We start from the raw sequence: 17,291 nt of genomic DNA on the forward strand, positions 1-17,291 counted from the left end.
CTCCAGCGGTGCCGACTCCAGCGGTGCCGACTCCAGCGGTGCCGACTCCAGCGGTGCCGACTCCAGCGGTGCCGACTCCAGCGGTGCCGACTCCAGCGGTGCCGACTCCAGCGGTGCCGACTCCAGCGACACCGACGCCTCGGACCAGCCTGACGAGGAGGCGGCGGACGCCGACGCGACGGACGCGGACGCCGAGGACGGCGCCGTGACGAGCGCGTCGACCGACACCGGCGACACGACCGGTCCGGCCGGTGACCCCACGGCGTCCCCGGGGGGCGGGCCGGCGGGCGAGGTCGGCGACTGGATCCGCGAGGCGATGGCGATCCTGCAGGCCGAGGGCGTGCCGGTGGACAAGATGGACCCCGACGACATCGCCACGATCATCGACCACGAGTCCGGCGGCGACCCCGAAGCGATCAACAACTGGGACTCGAACGCCGACAAGGGCACGCCGTCGCAAGGCCTGATGCAGACCATCGGGCCGACGTTCGACTCCTACAAGCTCGACGGGCACGGGGAGATCACCGACCCGGTCGACAACATCATCGCCGGGGTCCGGTACGCGATCGCCCGCTACGGCTCGGTGTCGGAGGTGCCCGGCGTCGAGGCCGTGGCGCGCGGCGACGCCTACGTCGGCTACTGACGCGGGTTCTCCCGAACGGCACCTGCGCCGCCGCGTCCCCGCCTACCGTTCACCGCGTGGCCGACCTCGACTTCGACACCCGCGCGCTCGAGGAGGCGCGCACGGCCGTCGCGGGCGAGGCCGCCCGCATGCCGGGGCTCGCCGACCTGCTCGGGCCGACGCCGGCGCCGGAGTTCGGCGGGCTCGCCGCGTCGGCGGCGCTCGTGGACGCGGTCGGCGCGCTGCGGAACGCGCTGGTCACCGACCTCGACGCCGCCGGCGCCCGCCTCGGCGAGGCCGACCGCGCCCTCGACGCCACCATGCGCGTGATGCAGGAGACCGACCGGTCGGCCGCCGACTCCCTCACGCCCGGCGGGAACTGAGCGATGCCGGGCGACGTCGAGGGGCAGCTCGCCGCCGAGCCGGCGGCGGCGGAACTGGCGGGTATCGCCGCCCGGCTGCGGACGGCCGACCCCGGTGCGGTCCGTGCGTCGGCGGCGCAGGTGCTGGCGATCGGCGACGGGGTCGAGGGCTCGGTCCGCACGGTCGACCGGGGCCGCGCCGCGGTCGAGGGGCGCTGGGAGGGCGAGGGCGCGGCGTCGTTCGGCCACTGGGTCCGGACGTTCGGGAACGCCGGCGACCGCGACCGCCGCACGATCGCCGAGGCGGGGGCCACACTCGACGGGATCAGCACCACGCTCGAGGGGCTGCGGCACGAGGTCGACCAGCAGGTGGCGCAGGCCCTCGCGCTGGCCGGGGCCGCCCGGAACCAGGCCGCCCTCGTCCCGGACGCCCCGCCCGACCTCGGCGACCGCATGGCCGGTGACGCGGTGCGCGGCCCGACCGAGGCCGCGCGAGCCGCGGTGCAACGCGCCGAGGCGGAGCTCTCGACCGCGGCCGGCCGGTTGCGCGCCTGCGCCGAGGGCATCACGGCGTTCACGGCGCTCGCCGGCCCCGACGCCGCCGTCATGGCCCCGCCGCCCGGCACCTCGATGCCGTGGCGCCCGGTCGAGGCCGCTCCGCGCGGCCGCGCCGACCCCGGCATCGACGACAGCAGTGGCACCGCCACCGACACCGGCTCCGGCTCCGGCACCGGCTCCGGCGGCTCGGGAGCCGGCACCGGCAGCCCGGGAGGCGGCAGCGCCCCGAGCGGCACCGGGACGGTCCCGCCCGGCGAGGTCGGCGACTGGATCCGGCAGGCCATCGCGATCCTGCAGGCCGACGGCGTCCCGCTCGAGAAGATGGACCCCGCCGCTATCGCGACGATCATCGAGCGCGAGTCCGGCGGCGACCCGAACGCGGTGAACGACTGGGACTCCAACGCCGCGAAGGGCACGCCGTCGCAGGGCCTCATGCAGACGATCGGCCCGACCTTCGACGCCCACAAGCTCCCGGGCCACGACGACATCCGGAACCCGATCGACAACATCATCGCCGGGGTCCGCTACGCGATCGAGCTCTACGGCTCGGTGTCCCAGGTGCCCGGCGTGGTGGCGGAGGCGAAGGGCGAGGCGTACGTCGGGTACTGAGGTCGTGTCAGGGTGTCGAGGTGACGACTCTGGCGCGCCTCGGCCCGGCGGTGCGGGCGACGGTCCCCCCGTTCCACGTGATGGACGTGTGGGCGGCGGCGGGGGAGCGCGCGCGGACCCACGGCGACCTCGTCAACCTCTCCGCGGGCCAGCCCTCGACGCCGGCGCCCGTCGACGTCCGCGCCGCGGCCGCGCGGGCGCTGGACGAGCAGATCCTCGGCTACTCCAGCTCGCTGGGCACCGTCGAGCTCCGCGACGCGATCGCCGCCCACCACCGCGTCCGCTACGGCGACGACACCCTGCGCCGCGAGGACGTCGTCGTCACCACGGGCGGGTCGGGCGGGTTCCTGCTCGCCTTCCTCGCCGCGTTCGACGTCGGCGACACCGTGGTGCTCGCCCGCCCCGGCTACCCCTGCTACCGCAACATCCTCGCGTCGCTGGGCTGCGAGGTCGTCGAGCTGCCGTGCGGCGAGGAGACCCGCTTCCAGCCGACCGTCGCGATGCTCGAGGAGCTCGACCGCGTGCCGAAGGGTGTCGTCGTCGCGAGCCCGGCCAACCCGACCGGCAGCGTCATCGAGCCCGGCGAGCTGGCGGCGCTCGCGCGGTGGTGCGAGGAGCACGGCGTCCAGCTGATCAGCGACGAGATCTACCACGGCATCGAGTACGGGGACGCCCCGCCGACCGCCAGCGCCTGGAGCACGTCGCGCGAGGCGATCGTGGTGACGTCGTTCTCGAAGTACTGGTCGATGACGGGGTGGCGGCTGGGCTGGCTGCTCGTGCCCGAGCGGCTGCGCCGGGCGGTCGACGTGATCGCGGGCAACTTCACCGTCTGCCCGCCCGTGCCCGCGCAGTACGCGGCGCTGGGCGCGTTCACCCCGGCGTCGCTGGCGGAGACCGACGGTCACGTCGAGCGCTACGCCCACAACCGCCGGCTGCTGCTCGAGGGCCTGCCGGACCTGGGCCTGACGCGGCTGGCGCCCGCCGACGGCGCGTTCTACGTCTACGCCGACGTCGCCCACCTGACCGACGACACCCTCGCGTTCGGGCAGCGGATGCTCGCCGAGACCGGTGTCGCCGTGGCGCCGGGCATCGACTTCGACCCCGTCGACGGCCACTCCTGGATCCGCCTGTCGTTCGCCGGCGCCACCGCGGACGTGCGCGAGGGGGTCGAGCGACTCGGGCGCTGGTTCCCGACGCTCTAGCGACTTACTCTCCGTGTCCATGGAACCGGACCACGAGCCGCGGCTGGAGGCCTGGGAGCGGCGCACCGACTACGCGCTGACGGGTCTGGCGGTGCTGTACCTCGTCGTCTACGCCGTCCAGGTGCTCGCGACCCGGCCGGGACAGGCGTGGTGGTGGTGGCTCGACGCGGCCCTGTGGACGGCGTGGGCGGTGTTCGTCGTCGACTACGCCGTGCGGATCTCCCTCGCGCGCCGGAAGCTGCGGTTCATCGTGCGGCACCCCCTGGACCTGCTCGTCGTCGCGGCGCCGTTCTTCCGCTTCCTGCGCCTGCTGCGCCTCGTGGCCGCGATCTCGGTCCTCGGGCGGGTGCTGCGCGACGACTTCCGCGGCCGGGTCGGCAGCTACCTCATCGTCTCGATCTCCCTGCTCAGCGTCGTGGCCGCGCTCGGGGTGTTCGAGGCCGAGCGCGACGCCCCGGAGGCGTCGATCCTGACGTTCGGCGACGCGCTGTGGTGGGTGCTGACGACGATCACCACCGTCGGCTACGGCGACCTCTCCCCGGTGACGACCGAGGGCCGGCTCGTCGCGGCCGGTCTCATGCTCGCCGGGATCGCGGTCCTCGGCACCGTGACCGCGGCGATCGCGACGTGGTTCCTCGAGCAGGTCGGGGCCCGCGACGCCTCGGAGGCCCTGGCGGCGGCGCCCCGCGCCGACCCGGCGGACCTGCGGCACGCGGAGCTCCTCGCCGAGCTGCGCGACCTGCGCCGGCGTCTCGACGTCCTCGAGTCCGCGCCCGACCGGCCCACCGAGTCCGCCCCGGGCTGACCGAGCCGGGGGCTTTCAGGCTGACGAACCCTAGGCCGGGACGGAGACGGTGGCGGCGGCCTCGAGCACGGTTGCGATCATCGTGTCGTCGACGTCGCGGTGGGTGACGAAGCGCACGCCGGGGCCGAAGGGCACCGCGCGCACACCGACGTCGAGCAGCGCCGCCACGAGGGACGCCGGGTCGGCGGTCGGCACGAGCACGATGTTCGTGTCGGGCGCGATCACCGGCCAGCCGAGTGCGGTCAGGCCGTCGGCGAGCCGGGCGGCGCGGACGTGGTCGCCCGCGAGGTCGCCGGCCTGGTCGAGGGCCACGAGCCCGGCCGCGCCGACGACGCCCCCCTGGCGCACGCCGCCGCCGAGCATCTTGCGCAGGCGCCACGCCCCCTCGACGAACGCCGCCGACCCGGCCACCACCGACCCCATCGGCGCGCCGAGCCCCTTGCTCAGGCACACGCTGACGGTGTCGACCCCGGCGGTGAGCGCCGACACCGGCACCCCGAGGGCCTCGGCGGCGTGCCAGACCCGGGCGCCGTCGAGGTGGACCGCGAGCCCCGCGTCACGCGCGGCGGCGACCAGCGCCCGGTGCTCGTCGACCGGTGTCACCGCCCCGCCGGCGCCGTTGTGCGTGTTCTCGAGGCAGAGCAGGGTCGTGCGCAGCCCGAAGTAGGGGCCGGCGTGCCCGGCCGCCGCCGTCACCGCGCCGGGCGACGGCCGCCCCGGGCCGGCGTCGTGCGCCAGCGGCGCGGGCAGTCCGCCCGCGAGCCACGCCGACGTGCCGAGCTCGGCCTCCAGCACATGCGCGCCGATCGGCGCGAGGAACCTGTCACCGCGTGTCAGGTGGTGCATCAGGGCGATGGTGTTGGCCATGCACCCCGTCGGCGTCCACAGCGCGGCCTCGACACCGAGGAGGCCGGCGACGCGGTCCTGGAGCGCGGCGAGGGTGGGGTCGCCGTCGAGGACGTCGTCGCCGACGTCCGCGCCCGCCATCGCCTCGCGCATGGCCGGCGAGGGCCGGGTGACCGTGTCCGAGCGCAGGTCGATGCTGCGCTCGTGAGTGATCCGGGTCGTCATGACGACCCATTCCACTCACGTGGCGCAGCCATCATCGCGGCAGCTTCACCACCGACACGAAGAAGTCGTCGATCTGCCGGATGACCTCGATGAACCGCTCGAAGTCGACCGGCTTGGCGACGTAGGCGTTGGCGTGCAGGTTGTAGCTGCGCAGGATGTCCTCCTCGGCCTGCGAGGTGGTCAGCACGACGACCGGGATGCTGCGCAGCGACTCGTCGTTCTTGACCTCCTCGAGCACCTCGCGGCCGTCCTTCCGCGGCAGGTTGAGGTCGAGCAGGATCAGCCCGGGCCGCGGGGAGCCCGCGTACTCGCCCTCGCCGCGCAGGAACGCCAGCGCCTCGACTCCGTCGGCGGCGACGTGGAGCTGGTTGCGCAGCTTGTGGTGCTCGAACGCCTCCTGCGTCATGAGCACGTCGCCGGGGTCGTCCTCGACGAGCAGGACGTGGATCTCGGAGATCGGATCGGTCACGGGACGTCCTCCGGTGCGACGGCGCTGGTCTCGGTGGTGCTGACGGGGCTGGCGGTCGTCTCGAGGACGGGCAGGGCCACGACGAACGTGGTGCCGGGACCGTCGCCGGGCTCGAGCCAGATCGAGCCCTCGTGGTGCTCGATGATCTTGCGGCACATCGCCAGCCCGATCCCGGTGCCGGGGTAGGCGTCCTTGGCGTGCAGCCGCTGGAAGATGACGAAGATCCGTTCAGCGTACTCGGCGTCGATGCCGATGCCGTTGTCGCGGAACCGGATCAGCCACCGCCCGGGATCCCCGGGATCGCGCTCGGCGTCCACCCGCAGCCGCGGCGGGTCCTCGCCGCGGAACTTCAGCGAGTTGCCCAGCAGGTTCTGGAACACCGTGGTGAGCAGCGCGGGCTCGCCGAGGACGACGGGCAGCTCACCGTGCTCGACGCGGCCGTCGGCGTCCTCGAGCGCGCGCGCCACGTTCTCGGTGGCCCGGTCCACGAGCTCGCCGAGGTCCACCGGGCGCATCGGCTCGCCCTGGCGCCCGACCCGCGAGAACGCGAGCAGGTCGTTGATCAGCACCTGCATGCGCTTCGCGCCGTCGGTGGCGAACTCGATGTACTGGTCGGCGCGCTCGTCGAGCTGGCCCTGGTAGCGCCGCTGGAGGAGCTGGCAGAAGCTGGCCACCTTGCGCAGCGGTTCCTGCAGGTCGTGCGACGCGACGTAGGCGAACTGCTCGAGGTCGGAGTTGGAGCGCGCCAGCTCGCGGCTGCGGGCGTCGAGCTCCTGGCGCGCCTGCTCGGTGTCGGCGAGCTCGCGCACGATCAGCACGCGCATGGCCTCGACGTCCTCGCCGAGCTCGGTGATCTCGCGGGGCCCGGCGGCGCCGACGGAGTGCTCGAGGTCGCCGTCGACCACCTCGCGGACCTCCCGCGCCAGCCGGTGGGTCGGGGCGACGACCACCCGGCGCAGCCACAGCAGCAGCCCCGCGATGCCGAGCGCGAGCCCCAGCAGGGTGACGGCGCCGACGACGGTGAGCATGCGCGCGGCGCCGTCGAGGTTGTCGCGGGCGTCGTCGCGCTGCGCGAGCAGGCGGTCGCGCTCGACGGCCAGCGCGGCGCGGACGTCGTCGAACGCGGCACGCCCGATCTCCGGGGCCGGGGCGGGCGTGCCGGCGGCGACGGCGGCGAGGGTCGGGTCGGCGTAGACCGCGCGCCACCGGGCGGTCGCGGCCTCGACGGCGTCGAGGTCGCCGAGCACCGCGGGCTGCGCGGCCGCGAGCCCGCGCAGCTCGCCGATGAGACGGGCCTCCTCCGCCCGGCCGCGCTCGTAGGGCACGAGGAACTCCGGGCTGGGCGCGAGCACGTAGCCGCGGACCCCGGTCTCCTGGTCGACGGTCGCGGCGTCGAGCTGCTGGGCGGTGGTGAGCGCGGGGTCGAGCCGGTCGACGAGCTCGATCCGCCGGTCGCTGAGCACGGCCAGCCCGGTCGCCCCGATGATCCCGGCGACCACCAGCAGCACCGCCACGAGCGCCCCGGTGACACCGAGGATCCGGCCCAGCGACCAGCGGCTCAGCCCCCGGCGGTCCCCGCGGCTCGGGCGCGGCAGGCCGCCGCGCCGCCCGCGGCGCGGGGGCGCCGGGCGGGCGGTCGGGGTGTCGGGCCGGGTGTCCGTCGCCGTCACCGGTCGGACACCAGCAGGACGGCCGCGACGTCGTCGGTCCGCGCCATCGACAGGGTCCGCACGCGCTCCATCACGGCGTCCAGCATCGCCCCCGGGTCGTCGCGCCACGGCGTCGGCCCCGTCGTGACCTCCTGCAGCAGGGCCTGCAGCCCGTCGGTCCACAGCACCTCGCCCGAGTCCTGGCGGCCCTCGATGAGCCCGTCGGTGTAGAGCAGCAGCGCCCACTTGGGCGGGAGCTCGACCTCGAGGGGCGGCCAGGTCCGGCCGGCGCCGATGCCCAGCGGCACGCCGAGGCGCTCGGTGGAGAGCAGGTGGGTGTCGTCGCCCTCGCCGACGAGCGCGGGCGGCGGGTGGCCGGCGAGCCGCATCGTCAGGCGCTCGCGGGACTCGTCGACGGTCGCGGTGGCGAGCGTCGTGAACAGGGTCGGGTGGTTGCGCTCGCTGACGAGCAGCTCGTGCATCGTCGGCAGCACCCGGTCGGGGTCGATGCCCGAGAGCACCAGCGTGCGCCAGGCGATGCGCAGGCTGACCCCGAGCGCCGCCTCGTCCGGGCCGTGGCCGCACACGTCGCCGATCACCGCGTGCAGCCGGCCGTCGGAGTCCTCGACGACGTCGTAGAAGTCGCCGCCCAGCAGCGTCTGCTCGGTGCCCGGCTCGTAGCGGGCGAGGATGTGCACGGCCGGGTCGTCGAGCAGCGGCGTCGGCAGCAGGCCGCGCTCGAGGCGGGCGTTCTCGTCGGCGCGCAGCTGGGCGTCGCGCAGGGCCCGGCGCACCCGGTCGCTGCGCCGGCGCTCGACGGCGTAGCGCACCGCGCGCGCCAGGGTCGGGCCGTCGACGGCGTCCTTGACCAGGTAGTCCTGCGCGCCGACCCCCACCGCGTCGGCCCCGAGCGCCTCGTCGCGGCGTCCGGTGAGCACGAGCACCGCCGGGCCGTCGGCGTGCAGCAGGCGGCGCAGGCCCTCGAAGCCGTGGGCGTCGGGCAGGGCGAGGTCGAGCAGGATGCAGTCCGGCGCCCCGTCGACGTCGTTGCCGAGACGCGTCTCGGCCTCGGCCAGCGAGGTGGCGCGCGCGAGGTCGACGACGAGGTCGGCGTCGGCGAAGTGCTCGATGACCAGCAGGGCGTCGGCGTCGTCGTCCTCGACGAGCAGCACCCGCAGCGGCGCGGACGCGTCCGGTTCCACCGGCTCCATCGCGTCCTCCTCCCGCTTCCGTGCTGCTCCCGCCCTGCTCACGGGTGCCCCGACCGTAGTAGGCCCGGATGCCCGGTCCGGGTGCGCCCGCCCTCACGTGCGCCGACCGGCCCGTAGGCTCGGCCGAGTGAGTGGTCCGACGGTCCCCAACGTGCTCGCCGCGCGCTACGCCTCCCCGGAGCTGACGGGCCTGTGGTCGCCCGAGCGCAAGATCGTCCTGGAGCGCGAGCTGTGGATCGCGGTGCTCACCGCCCAGCGCGAGCTCGGCGTGGACGTCCCCGACGGCGTGCTGGAGGACTACCGCGCCGTCGTCGACCGCGTCGACCTCGCGTCGATCGCGGCGCGCGAGCGGGTCACGCGCCACGACGTCAAGGCGCGCATCGAGGAGTTCGACGAGCTCGCCGGCCACCAGCACGCCCACAAGGGCATGACCAGCCGCGACCTCACCGAGAACGTCGAGCAGCTGCAGATCCGCGACTCGCTGCGCCTCGTCGCCGACAAGACCGTCGCGGTGCTCGCCCGCCTGGCCCGCCGCGCGTCCGAGCACGCCGAGCTGGTGATGGCCGGGCGCAGCCACAACGTCGCCGCGCAGGCCACGACGCTGGGCAAGCGCTTCGCCAGCGCCGCCGACGAGACGCTCGTGGCGTACCGGCGCGTCACCGAGCTGGTCGAGCGCTACCCGCTGCGCGGGATCAAGGGCCCGGTGGGCACGGCGCAGGACATGCTCGGGCTGCTCGGTGGTGACGCCGGGAAGCTCGCCGAGCTCGAGCGCCGCGTCGCCGAGCACCTGGGCTTCTCCGAGGTCCTCACCAGCGTCGGGCAGGTCTACCCGCGCTCGCTCGACCAGGACGTGCTCTCCGCGCTGGTCCAGCTCGCGGCCGGCCCGTCCTCGCTGGCGACCACGATCCGGCTGATGGCGGGCCAGGAGCTGGTCACCGAGGGCTTCCGCGCCGGCCAGGTCGGCTCGTCGGCGATGCCGCACAAGATGAACACCCGCTCGTGCGAGCGGGTCAACGGGCTCGCGGTGGTGCTGCGCGGCAACGCGGCGATGGTCGGCGAGCTCGCGGGCGGGCAGTGGAACGAGGGCGACGTGTCCGACTCGGTCGTGCGCCGCGTCGCCCTGCCCGACGCCTTCTTCGCGATCGACGGGCTGCTGGAGACCATCCTCACCGTGCTCGACGAGTTCGGCGCCTACCCGGCCGTCATCGCCCGCGAGCTCGACCGCTACCTGCCGTTCCTCGCCACCACCGCGGTGCTCATGGGCGCGGTGCGCGCCGGGGTCGGCCGCGAGACCGGCCACGAGATCATCTCCGAGCACGCCCGCGCGGTCGCCCTGGACATGCGCGAGAAGGGCACCGAGGGCAACGACCTGCTCGCCCGGCTCGGCGCCGACGCCCGGCTCGGGCTCTCGTCGGCCGACCTCGACGCCGCCGTCGGCGACCCGCGGGCCTTCGTCGGGGCCGCCGGGGCGCAGATCGCCGAGGTCGCGCGTCGGATCGACGCGATCGTCGCCGACCACCCCGACGCGGCGGCGTACACGCCCGCCCCGATCCTCTAGCCTGCGCGACCGTGGTCGCGCTGAACTCGTACCGGCACCTGGCCTCCGGCAAGGTCCGGGACCTCTACGAGGTCGACGACGACACCCTGCTGCTCGTCGCGTCCGACCGGATCTCGGCCTTCGACCACGTGCTGTCCACGCCGATCCCGGACAAGGGCCGGGTGCTGACGGCCATGAGCGTGTTCTGGTTCGAGCTGCTCGGCGGCAGCGACGTCGCCACACCGCCGATCGCGCACCACCTGGTCGCGGCGCGCGACGAGCGCATCCCCGAGGAGGTCCGCGGGCGCGCGCTGCTCGTGCGGCGCCTCGAGATGATCCCGGTGGAGTGCGTGGCGCGGGGCTACCTCGCGGGCTCGGGCACGGCCGACTACCGCCGGGACGGCGCCGTCTGCGGCGTCCCGCTGCCCGACGGGCTGACCGAGGCGAGCATGCTCCCGGCCCCGATCTTCACGCCGGCGACGAAGGCGGCGCAGGGCGAGCACGACGAGAACGTCGACTTCGACACCGTCGCCGCCACGGTCGGCCGGGAGCTCGCCGGGACGCTGCGCGACCAGACGCTCGCGATCTACGCCCGGGGCGCGGCGTACGCGGCGTCGCGGGGCCTGATCCTCGCCGACACCAAGCTCGAGTTCGGGCTCTCGCCGGACGGCGCGCTGGTGCTCGGCGACGAGGTGCTCACCCCGGACTCCTCGCGGTTCTGGCCCGCCGAGGGCTACGCGCCGGGTGCGGTGCAGCCGAGCTTCGACAAGCAGTACGTGCGCGAGTGGCTCACCTCGCCCGCGTCGGGGTGGGACCGCCACTCCGGCGAGGCACCGCCCCCGCTGCCCGACGACGTGATCATGGCCACGCGCGAGCGCTACATCGAGGCCTACACGCGCCTGACCGGCCGGGAGTGGCCCCCCGCCGTGTGACGCGTGCGCTGCGCGTTCGGCCGTCGCCGGCCCGAGCCACGGCGTTCACCCCCCGGACGCACGGACGGCACCTCCGGCTGGCCTCATGGGGGACGTGACCCAGCGACTCATCGTCTCGGTGTCGGGCCTCGGGCCGGGCGCGCCGCTGGACGGCGCCGTCGCTCTCGCCGACGCCCTCGACGCCCGCCGCGTGCCCGCGACCTGGCTGGTCGGGCCGCGCCCGCACCCCGAGGTCGCGGCCTGGGCGACCGCCCGCCGCCGGGTCGGCGACGTGGTCCTGCTCCACGGCACGCGTCCGGAGAGCGGAGCGGGGCGGCCCTACCGGCGTCTCCCGGCCCACGAGGCCGGCCTGCGGCTCACCGCCGCGCTGCGCTCCCGCGACGCCCTGGGCCTCGCCGTCGACGGGTTCGCCGCCCCGGGCTGGGCGGTCTCGGCCGGCACGCGCGCCGCGCTCGCCGCCGCCGACCTGGGCCTGCTGGTCGACGACACCGGGGTGCACCGCCTCGGCCCCTACGGCGCGCCCGTGCGCTCCTGGCGCGGTCCGGTGGGAGGCGCCGAGCCGCGGCGGCGTCGTGGCGCCCCGGACCTCGTCCACCTCGCCCTGCCCGTGGGCGCCCCGCTCGCGCTCGTCGACGCCGCCCTCGCCGGCGGCGCCACCCCGCTCGGGGCCGGCGAGCTCGTGCCCCGCCGCGGCCCTCGCCGTCCCCGCGTCGCCGGCGACCCCGAGCACTGGTCGATCACGGCCTGATGGCTTCGCCACGTGAGTGATAGGGGTCGTCAGGACGACCCGTATCACTCACGAGGCGACAGCCATCCCGCGCGGAGCGACCCGGACCTCGGTGCCCTGCGGGGCGAGGTTGCGGAACATCCCGTAGTGCAGCTCGGGGTTCGCGAGCACGGCCTCGTGGATCGGCACCGCCAGGGGCGGCGCGACGGCGCGCAGGTAGTCGACGGCCTCGGACACCTTGAGCCACGGCGCCGCGGTCGGCAGGAGCAGCACGTCGGGGGTGCGCTCGGGGACGGTGAAGGCGTCGCCGGGGTGCAGCAGGGTGCCGTCGACCAGGTAGCCGTTGTTCCGGATGCGCGGGATGTCGGGGTGGATCACGGCGTGGTCGTGGCCGACGACCTCGACGCCCGCGCCGCCGACGGTGAACGTCTCGCCGGGCTCGCGCACCGTGTGGGCGATGTCGTGCTCGCGGAGCTGCTCCGCGGTGCCGGGGTCAACGATCAGCTCCGCGCCGGGGTTGCGCTCGAGCAGCGCCGGCAGCTTCTCCACGTCGAGGTGGTCGACGTGCTGGTGTGTGATCAGCACCGCGTCGAGGCCCTCGAGGGTCTCGTAGCCCTGCGAGAAGGCGCCGGGATCGAACAGGAGGCGGGCCGATCCGGTGTCGGCGACGACGCAGGCGTGACCCAGGTGCACGAGTTCCACGCCACGGGAGTTCCCCCGCCGCGCCCCGGTAACCTGGAGCCCGTGGCACGCGTGATCGTCGACGTCCTCCCGAAGGCCGAGATCCTCGACCCGCAGGGCCAGGCCGTGGCCCGTGCGATGGGTCGGCTGGGGGTCGCCGGCGTGGCCGACGTGCGCCAGGGCAAGCACTTCGAGCTCGAGGTCGACGACTCCGTCGGCGACGCCGAGCTGGAGCACATCGCGGGCACGTTGCTCGCCAACCCGGTGATCGAGGAGTGGGTCGTGCGGAGGGTGTCGTGAGTCGTATCGGGGTCATCACCTTCCCCGGGACGCTCGACGACGTCGACGCCGCGCGCGCCGTGCGCTACGCGGGCGCCGAGGCCGTGAGCCTCTGGCACGACGACGCCGACCTGCGCGGGGTCGACGCCGTGGTCGTGCCCGGCGGGTTCTCCTACGGCGACTACCTGCGCGCCGGCGCGATCGCCGCCCGCTCGCCGGTGATGGGCCCGGTCGTCGAGGCCGGGCGCGCGGGCATGCCCGTGCTCGGCATATGCAACGGCTTCCAGATCCTCTGCGAGGCCGGCCTGCTGCCCGGCGCGCTCGTGCGCAACGACGGCCTGCGCTTCGTCTGCCGCGAGGTCGGGCTGCGCGTGGAGGCCGACACCGCGTGGACCTCGGCGTTCACCGTGGGCCAGCAGATCACCGTGCCGCTGAAGTCGGGCGAGGGCCGCTACGTCGCCGACGCCGCGACCCTCGACGCGCTCGAGGCCGAGGGTCGCGTGGTGTTCCGCTACACCGAGCCGGCCCCCAACGGCGCGCTGCGCGACATCGCCGGCATCAGCTCGGCCGACGGTCGCGTGGTGGGGCTCATGCCGCACCCCGAGCACGCGATCGACGCGCTGACCGGCCCGGGCACCGACGGCCTGGGCTTGTTCACCTCCGTGCTGCGGGAGCTCACGGCAGCAGCGTGACGCGCAGCTCCCACAGGTCGGCGTAGACCAGCAGCATCCGCCCGCCGAGGTGCAGCACGAGCCCGCGCATCTCGTCGGGGCGCTCGACGTGGGTGAGCAGGCGCGACACGTCCTCGACGGCCTCGCCGACGATCTCGTCGAACGGCTCGTCGGCCGAGACGTCGCGGCCGCCCGGCTCGGACGGCTGGGCCGCGGGCAGCAGCGGCACCACGGTGTCGCCGCGCGCGCCCGGCGCGAGCGCGAGCACCACGACGCCGCCGGCGCCGTCGTCGATGAGGAACTCGAGCATCCCGGCGGTGGCGTCGACGTGCGGCCGCACGCTCTCGGGCACGCGTCCGGCGAGCTCGAGGTCGTGACGGCGGACGCCGAGGAGCTCACGGTCCAGGATGAGGTGGAGCCGGGCGAGGGCGTCGCCGGCTCCCGGCGTGCCGGCCGCGTCACCGGAGGCCGAGCCGGTCGCCGAGGAGACGGAGGCGGTGGTCATGGCTCCATGATGTATCGAGGGTCCGACACCCCCGGGATTTCACCGACACACCTCGCCGTGTCGCGGCGAGATGTCGGTGGCGCACAGCGAGCGGCCATCCGATCGAGCGAAGGGTCGCCGAAGATGGGCCGAGTGGCGGTGCACACGGTGGGCGTGTGGTGGATGTCGGTCGATGGTGTCGGTGAGAAGAGCGGGAAGGTGTTTACCGACCGCACATCGTGGGTAACGGCTCGCTCGGCGTACGCGGGTCGAGTGACCCGGCTCTCACCGCCCGGTCACCGGGTGTCCGCGGCGCCGGTCACGGGCGCGGTGTCCCCGGAACGGGGACGCCTACCCTCGTCGGTGTGACCGTGCAGTCCTCCCCGCCCGCGCCCTCGTCGGTCCCGCCGGTCGACACGGTCGAGCGCGCCGCCGCCACCCCCGACGAGACCCAGCCGCACGCCGCCCTCGGGCTGCGCGACGAGGAGTACGCCCGTATCCGGGACATCCTCGGGCGCCGGCCCACCGAGGCCGAGCTGGCCATGTACTCGGTGATGTGGTCCGAGCACTGCTCCTACAAGTCCTCCAAGGTCCACCTGCGCCGCTTCGGCGACACGACCACCGAGGCCATGCGGGCGCGCCTGCTCGCGGGCATCGGCGAGAACGCGGGCGTGGTGGACGTCGGCGACGGGTGGGCGGTCACCTTCAAGGTCGAGTCGCACAACCACCCGTCCTACGTCGAGCCGCACCAGGGCGCGGCCACCGGCGTCGGCGGGATCGTCCGCGACATCATGGCGATGGGTGCCCGCCCGGTGGCGGTGATGGACGCGCTGCGGGTCGGCCCGCTCGACGCCCCCGACACCGCGCGCGTGCTGCCCGGCGTCGTGTCCGGCGTCGGCTTCTACGGCAACTGCCTGGGCCTGCCCAACATCGGCGGCGAGGTCGTGTTCGACCCCAGCTACGCCGGCAACCCGCTGGTCAACGCCCTGTGCGTCGGCGTGCTGCGCCACGAGGACCTGCACCTGGCCTTCGCCTCGGGCGCGGGCAACAAGATCGTGCTGTTCGGGGCCCGCACGGGGCTCGACGGCATCGGCGGGGTGTCGGTGCTGGCCTCCGAGACGTTCGCCGAGGACACCGGCCGGAAGAAGCTGCCGAGCGTCCAGGTCGGCGACCCGTTCGCCGAGAAGGTGCTCATCGAGTGCTGCCTCGAGCTCTTCGGCGGGGGCCTGGTCGTCGGCATCCAGGACCTCGGCGGCGCCGGGCTGTCCTGCGCGACGAGCGAGCTCGCGAGCGCCGGCGACGGCGGCATGCACGTCGACCTCGACGCCGTCCCGCTGCGCGCCGCCGACATGACGGCCGCCGAGATCCTCTCCAGCGAGTCGCAGGAGCGGATGTGCGCGGTGGTGACGCCCGAGAACGTGGACGCGTTCATGGCGGTGTGCCGGCGCTGGGACGTCACGGCGACCGTCATCGGCGAGGTCACCGACGGCGACCGCCTGCGCATCACCCACCACGGCGAGACGGTGGTCGACGTCCCGCCGCGCACCGTCGCCCACGACGGCCCGGTCTACGAGCGGCCCTACGCCCGCCCCGAGTGGCAGGACGCGCTGCAGGCCGACACGGTCGCCGGGCGCCCGCGCCCGTCGACGCCCGACGAGATCGCCGGGCAGATCCGCGCCCTCGTCGCCTCGCCCGCCCTCGCGCCGCGGACGTGGGTGACCGAGCAGTACGACCGCTACGTGCGCGGCAACACCGCCGCGGCGACCCCGGCCGACGCCGGCGTGGTGCGCGTCGACGAGGCCGGCGGGCGCGGGGTCGCGGTGTCGATCGACGCCAACGCCCGGTTCTGCCAGCTCGACCCGCGGGTCGGCGCGCAGCTCGCGCTCGCCGAGTCGATGCGCAACGTCGCGTCGTCGGGCGCGGTGCCCGTGGCGGTCACCGACTGCCTGAACTTCGGCTCGCCCGAGGACCCGGCGGTGATGTGGCAGTTCGCGGAGGCCGTCGCGGGGCTCGCGGACGCCTGCGCGGCGCTGGGCCTGCCCGTGACCGGCGGCAACGTCAGCTTCTACAACCAGACGGGCAGCACGGCGATCCTGCCGACGCCCGTGGTCGGCGTGCTGGGGATCCTCGAGGACGTGGCCCGCGCGGTGCCCCACGGGTTCGGCGCGCCCGGCGACGCGGTGTGGCTGCTCGGCGAGACCCGCGACGAGCTGGACGGCTCGACCTGGGCCGACGTCGTGCACGACCACCTCGGCGGGCGGCCGCCCCGGGCCGACCTGGCCGCGGAGGCCCGGCTCGCCGCGCTCGTCGCCGGGGCGGCCGCCGACGGCCTGCTCTCCGGGTCCCACGACCTCTCCGACGGCGGCCTGGCCCAGGCGCTCGTCGAGGCGGCGCTCGCCACCGGCCGGGGTGCGGCGGTGACCCTGCCGCCGGCGCCGCGGCTCGACCCCGCCACCGTGCTCTTCTCCGAGACCGGCGCGCGGATGCTCGTCACGGTGGCCCCGGGCGACGAGGCGGAGCTCGCCCGCCGGTGCGCGGAGGCGGGCCAGCCGGCGGCGCGCCTCGGCGAGGTCGGCGGGGACGCGCTGCGCATCGAGGGCGTCGAGGACCTCCCGCTCGCCGAGCTCCGCGCCCTCGGCGAGGCGACCCTCCCGGCCGTCCTGGGCTGAGTTCCCGGGAGCGAGCGTGTGGCGCTACGGACACTCGATGTCAGCGATGGCCCACCGCTGACATCCCCAGCGCCGCCGTGAACGCGCGCCCGTAGCGGCGGTACCCGCGTCCGTTGGGGTGCGCGAGGTCGGGTCCGACCTCCCAGAGCCGCATCCGGTGCGTCGCGGCCTCGAGCGCGACCGGGCGCAGGGCCGGGTGCGCGGCGACCACCTCGCGCGCGACGGCCGCCAGCCGCTCCGCGTGCCGCTGCGGGGCCCCGCGCTGCAGGTCGGGGACGTCGGCGACGAGCGCGCCGGCTGGCAGCGCCGCGCACACGGCGTCGAGGTCGCGGCGGAAGTCGTCGGGGTCGACGCCCTGCGCGGCGTCGTTGGTGCCGACCGCGAGCGCGACGACCGTCGCCGGACCCGTCAGCGGGGCGACGGGCAGCTGCGAGGAGCGCACGTCGGCGACGCTCCCCCCGACCACCCCGAGGTTCACGACGCGCACCCGCACGCCGTCGCGCGCCTCGATCGCGTCCGCGAGCCGCCCCGCCCACGACCGCTCCGGGTGCACCGCGCCCAGGCCCTGGGCGAGCGAGTCGCCGAGCGCGACGAGCAGCACGTCCCCGGGGCTGCGCCCCCGGCGCCGCCAGTAGGCCGCGTGGTCCTGCTCCATCGTCGTGGCGAGGCGCAGCCGGCGGGCCTGCACGACCACGAGACCCAGGACGGCGGCGGGCAGGACGAGGGAGACGAGGGAGCGGACGCGCGGCACGC

19 protein-coding genes are annotated in these 17,291 nt (G+C 75.3%); 12 read left to right on the forward strand and 7 right to left on the reverse strand.

Annotated elements, in window-relative coordinates:
* The 6 genes from ACFPK1_RS02935 to ACFPK1_RS02960 all read left to right on the forward strand — a co-directional run.
* Nucleotides 1–153: pentapeptide repeat-containing protein (locus ACFPK1_RS02935; protein ID WP_378019556.1), on the forward strand; the 153-nt coding region annotated here is incomplete at its 5' end.
* Between the two features lie 202 nt (nt 154–355).
* Nucleotides 356–643 (forward strand): transglycosylase SLT domain-containing protein, encoded by a 288-nt coding sequence (locus tag ACFPK1_RS02940; RefSeq protein WP_378019557.1) that lies wholly within the window; start codon nt 356–358, stop codon nt 641–643.
* A gap of 56 nt (nt 644–699) precedes the next feature.
* Entirely contained in the window at nt 700–1,005 is a 306-nt protein-coding gene (locus tag ACFPK1_RS02945) for a hypothetical protein (RefSeq protein ID WP_378019381.1), read from the forward strand.
* A gap of 3 nt (nt 1,006–1,008) precedes the next feature.
* Complete coding sequence (locus ACFPK1_RS02950; RefSeq protein WP_378019382.1) at nt 1,009–2,151, forward strand: transglycosylase SLT domain-containing protein; 1,143 nt, start codon at nt 1,009–1,011, stop codon at nt 2,149–2,151.
* 80 nt (nt 2,152–2,231) lie between these two features.
* Complete coding sequence (locus tag ACFPK1_RS02955) at nt 2,232–3,353, forward strand: pyridoxal phosphate-dependent aminotransferase (protein WP_378019558.1); 1,122 nt, start codon at nt 2,232–2,234, stop codon at nt 3,351–3,353.
* A gap of 19 nt (nt 3,354–3,372) precedes the next feature.
* Complete coding sequence (locus tag ACFPK1_RS02960) at nt 3,373–4,158, forward strand: potassium channel family protein (RefSeq protein WP_378019383.1); 786 nt, start codon at nt 3,373–3,375, stop codon at nt 4,156–4,158.
* 30 nt (nt 4,159–4,188) lie between these two features.
* On the opposite strand, the gene ACFPK1_RS02965 is transcribed toward ACFPK1_RS02960, so the two are convergent.
* Genes ACFPK1_RS02965 through ACFPK1_RS02980 form a run of 4 tightly spaced genes read right to left on the reverse strand, consistent with a single transcriptional unit; the run spans nt 4,189 to nt 8,558 of the window.
* Nucleotides 4,189–5,229 carry a threonine aldolase family protein gene (locus ACFPK1_RS02965; RefSeq protein ID WP_378019384.1) on the reverse strand — a complete coding sequence of 347 codons (1,041 nt, stop codon included), beginning with the start codon at nt 5,227–5,229 and terminating at the stop codon, nt 4,189–4,191.
* Between the two features lie 31 nt (nt 5,230–5,260).
* A complete protein-coding gene (locus ACFPK1_RS02970; protein WP_378019385.1) occupies nt 5,261–5,698 on the reverse strand; it encodes a response regulator in 438 nt (145 codons plus the stop codon).
* Nucleotides 5,695–7,368: a sensor histidine kinase gene (locus ACFPK1_RS02975; protein WP_378019386.1), complete on the reverse strand. Its 1,674-nt coding sequence runs from the start codon at nt 7,366–7,368 to the stop codon at nt 5,695–5,697. Before ACFPK1_RS02975 ends, ACFPK1_RS02970 begins: the two co-directional genes overlap by 4 nt.
* Nucleotides 7,365–8,558, reverse strand: coding sequence for a PP2C family protein-serine/threonine phosphatase (locus ACFPK1_RS02980; protein WP_378019387.1), 1,194 nt, complete (start codon nt 8,556–8,558; stop codon nt 7,365–7,367). Before ACFPK1_RS02980 ends, ACFPK1_RS02975 begins: the two co-directional genes overlap by 4 nt.
* Before the next feature lie 127 nt (nt 8,559–8,685).
* Here ACFPK1_RS02980 and purB point away from each other — a divergent pair, with 127 nt between their 5' ends.
* From purB to ACFPK1_RS02995, 3 genes are all read left to right on the forward strand, one after another.
* Complete coding sequence (purB, locus tag ACFPK1_RS02985; RefSeq protein ID WP_378019388.1) at nt 8,686–10,116, forward strand: adenylosuccinate lyase; 1,431 nt, start codon at nt 8,686–8,688, stop codon at nt 10,114–10,116.
* A gap of 11 nt (nt 10,117–10,127) precedes the next feature.
* A complete protein-coding gene (locus ACFPK1_RS02990) occupies nt 10,128–11,027 on the forward strand; it encodes a phosphoribosylaminoimidazolesuccinocarboxamide synthase (protein WP_378019389.1) in 900 nt (299 codons plus the stop codon).
* Between the two features lie 94 nt (nt 11,028–11,121).
* The gene (locus tag ACFPK1_RS02995) at nt 11,122–11,775 is read left to right on the forward strand and encodes a DUF2334 domain-containing protein (RefSeq protein ID WP_378019390.1); all 654 of its coding nucleotides are present in this window, start codon (nt 11,122–11,124) and stop codon (nt 11,773–11,775) included.
* A gap of 48 nt (nt 11,776–11,823) precedes the next feature.
* Here ACFPK1_RS02995 and ACFPK1_RS03000 read toward each other — a convergent pair whose 3' ends face one another.
* Nucleotides 11,824–12,456, reverse strand: a complete 633-nt coding sequence (locus ACFPK1_RS03000) for an MBL fold metallo-hydrolase (RefSeq protein ID WP_378019391.1) — start codon at nt 12,454–12,456, stop codon at nt 11,824–11,826.
* Nucleotides 12,457–12,498: 42 nt separating this feature from the next.
* Here ACFPK1_RS03000 and purS point away from each other — a divergent pair, with 42 nt between their 5' ends.
* Both purS and purQ read left to right on the forward strand, forming a co-directional pair.
* Complete coding sequence (purS, locus tag ACFPK1_RS03005) at nt 12,499–12,735, forward strand: phosphoribosylformylglycinamidine synthase subunit PurS (RefSeq protein WP_378019392.1); 237 nt, start codon at nt 12,499–12,501, stop codon at nt 12,733–12,735.
* A complete protein-coding gene (purQ, locus tag ACFPK1_RS03010) occupies nt 12,732–13,406 on the forward strand; it encodes a phosphoribosylformylglycinamidine synthase subunit PurQ (RefSeq protein WP_378019393.1) in 675 nt (224 codons plus the stop codon). The genes purS and purQ overlap by 4 nt, the downstream gene beginning before the upstream one ends.
* On the opposite strand, the gene ACFPK1_RS03015 is transcribed toward purQ, so the two are convergent.
* Nucleotides 13,390–13,890: a hypothetical protein gene (locus tag ACFPK1_RS03015; protein ID WP_378019394.1), complete on the reverse strand. Its 501-nt coding sequence runs from the start codon at nt 13,888–13,890 to the stop codon at nt 13,390–13,392. The genes purQ and ACFPK1_RS03015 overlap by 17 nt on opposite strands.
* A gap of 344 nt (nt 13,891–14,234) precedes the next feature.
* Here ACFPK1_RS03015 and purL point away from each other — a divergent pair, with 344 nt between their 5' ends.
* A complete protein-coding gene (purL, locus tag ACFPK1_RS03020) occupies nt 14,235–16,538 on the forward strand; it encodes a phosphoribosylformylglycinamidine synthase subunit PurL (RefSeq protein ID WP_378019395.1) in 2,304 nt (767 codons plus the stop codon).
* Between the two features lie 40 nt (nt 16,539–16,578).
* Here the strand turns inward: purL and ACFPK1_RS03025 are convergent, their stop codons facing one another.
* A complete protein-coding gene (locus ACFPK1_RS03025; protein ID WP_378019396.1) occupies nt 16,579–17,289 on the reverse strand; it encodes an SGNH/GDSL hydrolase family protein in 711 nt (236 codons plus the stop codon).
* Nucleotides 17,290–17,291 lie beyond the last annotated feature (2 nt).

The sequence above is a fragment of the Actinomycetospora rhizophila genome (assembly GCF_042657905.1).
GTDB classification, from domain to species: domain Bacteria; phylum Actinomycetota; class Actinomycetes; order Mycobacteriales; family Pseudonocardiaceae; genus Actinomycetospora; species Actinomycetospora rhizophila.